Origin of the sequence: Pandoraea sp. B-6, from assembly GCF_000282835.1 — a bacterium.
Lineage (GTDB): Bacteria > Pseudomonadota > Gammaproteobacteria > Burkholderiales > Burkholderiaceae > Pandoraea > Pandoraea cepalis.
Genome location: NZ_KB290545.1, coordinates 29,790 through 35,789, shown reverse-complemented (window position 1 = coordinate 35,789; position 6,000 = coordinate 29,790). Strand labels below are relative to the sequence as shown.

The 6,000-nt window shown below is 66.0% G+C and carries 5 protein-coding genes; 3 read left to right on the top strand and 2 right to left on the bottom strand.

Going from position 1 to position 6,000, the window contains the following annotated elements; genetic code table 11:
- Positions 1–654 precede the first annotated feature (654 nt).
- Positions 655–2,070: an amino acid permease gene (locus A985_RS0118380; RefSeq protein ID WP_017234839.1), complete on the top strand. Its 1,416-nt coding sequence runs from the start codon at positions 655–657 to the stop codon at positions 2,068–2,070.
- 57 nt (positions 2,071–2,127) lie between these two features.
- Here A985_RS0118380 and A985_RS0118375 read toward each other — a convergent pair whose 3' ends face one another.
- Positions 2,128–2,421: a hypothetical protein gene (locus A985_RS0118375; RefSeq protein WP_017234838.1), complete on the bottom strand. Its 294-nt coding sequence runs from the start codon at positions 2,419–2,421 to the stop codon at positions 2,128–2,130.
- Positions 2,422–2,705: 284 nt separating this feature from the next.
- On the opposite strand from A985_RS0118375, the gene A985_RS26140 reads away from it, so the two are divergent.
- Both A985_RS26140 and kefC read left to right on the top strand, forming a co-directional pair.
- A complete protein-coding gene (locus A985_RS26140) occupies positions 2,706–3,440 on the top strand; it encodes an NAD(P)H-dependent oxidoreductase (RefSeq protein WP_157211512.1) in 735 nt (244 codons plus the stop codon).
- Complete coding sequence (kefC, locus tag A985_RS0118365) at positions 3,440–5,359, top strand: glutathione-regulated potassium-efflux system protein KefC (protein ID WP_017234836.1); 1,920 nt, start codon at positions 3,440–3,442, stop codon at positions 5,357–5,359. The genes A985_RS26140 and kefC overlap by 1 nt, the downstream gene beginning before the upstream one ends.
- A 94-nt stretch (positions 5,360–5,453) precedes the next feature.
- Here the strand turns inward: kefC and A985_RS0118360 are convergent, their stop codons facing one another.
- Positions 5,454–5,861 carry a DUF4148 domain-containing protein gene (locus tag A985_RS0118360; RefSeq protein ID WP_017234835.1) on the bottom strand — a complete coding sequence of 136 codons (408 nt, stop codon included), beginning with the start codon at positions 5,859–5,861 and terminating at the stop codon, positions 5,454–5,456.
- Between the last annotated feature and the right edge of the window lie 139 nt (positions 5,862–6,000).

Sequence of the window (6,000 nt, the reverse complement as noted above, 5' to 3'; positions counted from 1 at the left end):
GGCGGTCCGGGGGGCGGTGGCCCCGGCGGTTCCAACCACTGACCCCGCCAACCGCGCGCGTCGCCCTGTCTGCGACGCGGCGGCCCTCGCGCCGCGGCTCGCCCATCGATGTGCCCCCAATTCAGCAGACGCTGTACGCACCTTGGGAAAAATCGCTTAAAATATGAGCAATTCCGGCCAGGCGGAGGCGCCGATCAGGCACCGATGGCCGGACCGCAGGACAGCGAGCCTTCGCCCGAACGACGCCACGGCGTCGAACGGGCACCCACCTTGCAGACCCACCCTTCTCCGATGTGCCACGGCGACAGTCGCCACGCACACGGCAGTCCGGCAGGATCCTCCGTAAGTCTCGATCGTGTTCGTCCCGCCCCGGTGCGCGTAGCGCGCGCCGTGGTTGCCTATCGTCTTGCCGCATCCGGCGCGCATCCCCATGCACGCTACCGACGGCCGACAGATCGGTGCCGTGCGCACCGGCGACGTTAGCGCAACGAGGAGGTTCGACCCACCCTGTGGTGTTCCGCCAGGCATGGGAACGAGCGGCCACAAGCCCGGGGTGCCCTTGCAGCCAGGTCGCGGGAGACCTCTCCCGTGGATTCCCCGACGGCGCGCCACGCGAACGCCAGGGGCATACGTTGCAGGAACCTTTTGCAGGTCATGAGTCTTTTTCGAACCAAAAACATCGAGAACATGCTGGTCGCGAGCCGTACCGGCAGTCTCAAAAAGGTGCTGGGCCCGGTCGATCTGGTCCTGATGGGCATCGGCGCCATCATCGGCACCGGCATTTTCGTGCTCACAGGCACCGGCGCCCTCACCGCCGGCCCTGCGCTCACGCTCTCGTTCATCATCGCGGCCACCGCTTGCGGCTTCGCGGCCCTGTGCTACGCGGAATTCGCGTCGACGATTCCCGTCTCGGGATCGATCTACACCTACAGCTACGCCACGCTCGGCGAGATCGTCGCGTGGATCATCGGCTGGGATCTGATGCTCGAGTATGGGCTGGCCTCGTCGGCCGTCTCGGTCGGGTGGTCGGGCTACTTCCAGTCGCTCACGGCAGGCTTCGGTCTGCATTTGCCCGCCGCCATCACGGCAGCACCCGGCAGCGTGCCCGGCGTCACGACCTTCATCAACCTGCCCGCCGTGGTCATCATGCTGCTCATCACGTGGGTCCTGTCGTACGGCGTGCGTGAGTCCGCGCGCATCAACAATCTGATGGTGGCGATCAAGATCGGCGTCGTGCTGCTGTTCATCGCGGTGGGCGTATGGCATGTCAAACCGGCCAACTGGACACCGTTCATGCCGTTCGGCACCGGCGGCATGTTCAACGCCGCCGCGCTCGTGTTCTTCGCGTTCATCGGCTTCGACGCCGTGACGTCGGCAGCGGAAGAAGTCCGCAATCCGGGCCGCGATCTGCCTATCGGCATTATCGGTTCGCTCATCGTCTGCACGCTGCTGTATGTGGCGGTCGCCGCGATCATGACCGGCATCGTGCCGTTCGCGAAGTTCGCGGGCGTGGACCACCCGGTGTCGCTGGCGCTGCAATATGCCGGTCAGAACTGGATCGCGGGCTTCGTCGATCTGGGCGCGATTCTCGGCATGACGACCGTGATCCTGGTGATGACCTACGGCCAGACCCGCATTACGTATGCCATGTCGCGCGACGGCCTGCTGCCGCCGCTGCTCTCGCGCATTCATCCGACGCACAAAACGCCATTCGCCGGCACGTGGATCATTGGTGTGGTGTTCGCCGTCATCGCGGGCTTTGTGCCGCTGGGCGTGCTCGCCGAGCTGATCAATATCGGCACGCTGTCGGCGTTCGCGCTGGTGTCGGTCGCCGTGCTGGTGCTGCGTCGCACGCACCCGGACCTGCCGCGCGCGTTCCGCGTGCCCGGCGCCCCGGTCGTGCCGCTTATCTCCGCCGGTCTGTGCCTGTTCCTGATGGCGCACCTGCAAGCGACCACATGGGTCGCCTTCGTGGTGTGGCTCGTCATCGGCTTGGGGATCTATTTCACGTATGCGCGCCGCAACGCGCTGCTGCACAAGTCGCGCGACGCGCTTCCGGCGCAGTCGTAAGCGCGCCGCTTGCTGTCCCGCCTCGCGCCCAGGCGCGAGCGCGCGGGCAGGCCCGGCTCAGCCGAAATTGCGATTGATCCACACGGCGCCGTAGCCGAGCGCGAACATGGTGAGCAGCAGCGGCACCGAGATGCGCAGTACCTGGATGACCAGCGGACGCGGCGGCAGATCGTCTTCCTCCGGCATCCGCGCCGCTTCGCGCAACGCACCGGTGCAAAGCGCCGCCGCAGCAACGCTCACGACGATCCAGAACGTCTGGTTGTACATCAGCGCGACGAGCAAAAGCGCCAGCGCGACGTTGCGGCCGTGATAGATCAGATTGACGGTAGTACGAAAGGATTGCGGCGACATGTCGGTATTGCGCCGGCGTGAGCACGGATGCTCCACCGGCGCCAGGGTTCTGGTTATTCGTCGTGTGACGTGCGGTATGCCGTTCGGCCTGCCGCCGCCTGCAGAATCTGCGCAGCGCTTATCCTGCCTTAACGGCCTTCGCGACCGCAGTCTTTAGCCTGACATCGCGTCTGTGTTCGCCACGCAGCAGTATCGGACGCGATCTCGAATGGACTGCCGCAGGCAACGCCCGGCGGTGCCCGACGTGATGTCGGGCGCCAGACGAATGCGGTATGCTCCCCCGCATGACTGCCCCCGCGCCTTCCCCTCTCCCCACCGCCGTCCCGGACATCGACGGCGCGCCCCGTCACGATGCGCCGACGCGAGCCGTCTATGTCATCGTGGCGCACCCGCGCTGGCGCGACTCTCGCGTCAATCACCGCCTGCTCGACGCCGCTCGCAGCATCGCAGGTGTCGACGTCAACGACCTGTACTCGACGTATCCCGACTTCAGCATCGACATTGCGGCCGAACAACGGCGCGTGGCGCGTGCCGACCTGGTCGTGCTCGTCCATCCGATCTACTGGTACAGCATGCCGCCGCTGCAGAAGCTCTGGCTCGACGAAGTGCTGTCGTGGGGCTGGGCGTACGGCCATGACGGACATGCGCTCGCGAACAAGGACTTCTGGCTCGTGGCGAGTGCCGGCGGGCCAAAGGCGAGCTATCGCCCCGAGGGCTACAACGAGCACGAGTTCTCGGCGTTCCTGCCGCCCTACGAGCAGATGGCGCGCCTGTGCAACATGCGCTTCCTGCCCCCGCACGTGTTCTTTGGCGCGCGACGCAGCGACGATGCCGCACTCGATGCCCACGTGAGCGCGTTTGCCGGCAAGCTCGCCACGTACCCGCAATGGCCCGAGCTGATTTCCATGGCGGACGCGCCCGAGTGTCAGGACATTCCGGTCGCGGATCGTCCGCGCTGCGCAACCGGCGTCGCCGACGTGGCCGGCACCACGAATGCAAGCTCAGGGAGGGCCGCCTGATGGAACACGTACCGGCCTGGTTGCTTGCCAGCCTGATCTACCTCGCCGCGGCGGTCATTGTCGTACCGCTGTCGCGTGCGCTGGGACTCGGCGCGATCATCGGTTATCTCGCCGCCGGGATCGCCATCGGTCCCTGGGGACTCGGTCTTGTCGCGCGCGTCGAAGACGTGCTGCATTTCGCCGAATTCGGCGTGGTGCTGATGCTTTTTCTTGTCGGCCTCGAACTGGAACCACGACGCCTGTGGAATCTGCGACGGCCGATCTTCGGATGGGGCTCGGCGCAGGTCGTCGGGTGCGCGGTGCTGCTCTTCGCGGCGGGCGTCGCACTCGGCGCGCCGTGGCGCATCGCCCTCGTCGCGGCCCTGGGCCTCGCGCTCTCGTCGACCGCGATCGCCTTGCAGGTGATGGCCGAGCGCAATCTGCTCGGCACCCCGAGCGGTCAGGCGGGCTTTTCGATCCTGCTGTTCCAGGACGTTGCCGCGATCCCGATCCTCGCGCTGCTGCCCTTGCTGGCCAATTCGTTCGACAGCCACGTGATGACCGGGACGGCGCGCGCGCTCGAAGCCCTGAAAATCGTCGGCGTGATTGCGGCGATCATCCTTGGCGGGCGGCTGGCGTTGCGCCCGCTGCTGCGCTGGATCGCCAACAGCCGCACGCCGGAGATTTTCACGGCGGCGTCGCTGTTGCTCGTCGTCGCCATCGCGACACTGATGCAATGGGTCGGCCTGTCGATGGCGCTCGGCGCGTTCCTCGCCGGCGTGCTGCTTGCCGAGAGCGAATACCGGCGGGAGCTGGAAACCGACATCGAACCGTTCAAGGGGCTTCTGCTCGGGCTGTTCTTCATTGCCGTCGGCATGAGCATCGACTTCGGTGTGCTGCTCGCGCAACCGCTGCGCATGATCGCCGTCGTCATCGGCTTCATGGCGCTCAAAGGACTGGCCATCTACGGGGTGTCGCGGTGGATGCAACTGCCCTATCAAGAACGGCCGATCTTCACGCTGCTGCTGGCACAGGGCGGTGAATTCGCCTTCGTGGTGTTCCAGTCGGCCGGACCGCAAGTGCTGCCTCCGGCGGTGTCGTCGTTCCTCATCGGCGCCGTCGCGCTCTCGATGCTGGTCTCGCCGCTGCTGCTCGTGGGCATCGACAAGTGGCTGCTGCCGCGCTACAGCGTGACGGGATCGCCCCGCATGGCAGAGATCGACGAGCCGCAGTCTGCCAGCGTCGTGATCTGCGGCTTTGGACGCTACGGGCAAATCGTTGGCCGCACGCTGGTGCCGCAGGGCGTTTCGGTGACCGTGCTCGATCACGATCCCGACACCATCGAGAGCCTGCGCCAGTTTGGCTTCCGGGTGTTCTACGGCGACGCGACACGGCTCGATCTGCTGCGTATCGCGGGCGTGGCACATGCCCGCGCGGTGGTCGTCGCCGTAGACGACGTCGATCAGTCCCTGGAAATCGTCGACCTGTTGCGCGAACACTTCCCCGACGTGCCCATCGTGGCGCGGGCGCGCAACGTCGGCCATCTGTTCCAGCTTCGCGATCGTGGCGTCGAACACATTGAACGGGAAGTCTTCGAGTCGTCGTTGCGCAGTGCGCGGTCGGTGCTTGAAACCCTGGGCTGGCCGGCGGCCGAGGCGAGAGAGGCGGCGATGGCCTTCCGGCGCGCCAATTTGCAACTGACCGACGAGATGTATCCCGCTTACCAGGATCGCAAGGCAATGGTCGCCGCGGCCAAGGAAGGCCGCCGCCAGTTCGAAGAGCAGATGGCACGCGAGCGCGAGCAGCGTCATGCGCGGCGGCACGTCACGTTCGGTTGGGACGGCGAGCGCGCGCCTGACGCGGCCCCTGCCCCGACGCCCACCGACGCACTGGCGTCACGAACCCCGGACACGCCCGCGGCCGAAGACCGCCGCGCCTGATCGCCCGATCTCGATTCGTCGGACGAACAAAAAGCCGTCCCGAGGATTTTCCCTCGGGACGGCTTTTGACGTTACGGCGACAGCCGGCCGGCGATCAGCTGCCTTGGCTGACGTTCAGCTCACCTGCGGCGCGGGCACGCGCCAGTTCCTGCTTCACGCCAGCGCGCGTGGCGCTCGGGCCTTGCGAGGCGACGATCGGGTAGTCGACGTCGTTCTGCGGCACAAGGCCTTGCGCGCGTGCCTGGGCCAGTTCGGCCTTCACGTCGGCGCGGCTCTTGGTCGAGGCCGAAGCGACATAGACCGGATAGTCGGCGTCACCGTTCGGGATCAGCCCTTGAGCGCGGGCTTGTGCCAGATCAGCGAGCACGGCGGCACGCGTGAGCGGCTGACCTTGCGAGGCGATCTCGGGGTAGTTGTTGCCGTTCTCGGCAGCGTTGCTGGCCACAGCACCGAACGAAGCCACGGCGGCGATAAGGGCGATTGCGATGTTCTTGCGGTTCATTTTCTTAACTCCTGTCTAGTTTGCGACGACTTTGTTTTCAATTGCGCCGTCGATGGAAGGAAGTCTAGAACTCGCCGCCGAGATGAAAAACGCGATATTTGTCGAGGAACTATTGCGGCTTTCGATGAGAATCGACGCA

Bases quoted from the DNA above. Each gene is read 5' to 3' on its own strand.
- A985_RS0118380 (WP_017234839.1), top strand. From the start codon at position 655: ATGAGTCTTTTTCGAACCAAAAACATCGAGAACATGCTGGTCGCGAGC.
- A985_RS0118375 (WP_017234838.1), bottom strand. From the start codon at position 2,421: ATGTCGCCGCAATCCTTTCGTACTACCGTCAATCTGATCTATCACGGC.
- A985_RS26140 (WP_157211512.1), top strand. From the start codon at position 2,706: ATGACTGCCCCCGCGCCTTCCCCTCTCCCCACCGCCGTCCCGGACATC.
- kefC (WP_017234836.1), top strand. From the start codon at position 3,440: ATGGAACACGTACCGGCCTGGTTGCTTGCCAGCCTGATCTACCTCGCC.
- A985_RS0118360 (WP_017234835.1), bottom strand. From the start codon at position 5,861: ATGAACCGCAAGAACATCGCAATCGCCCTTATCGCCGCCGTGGCTTCG.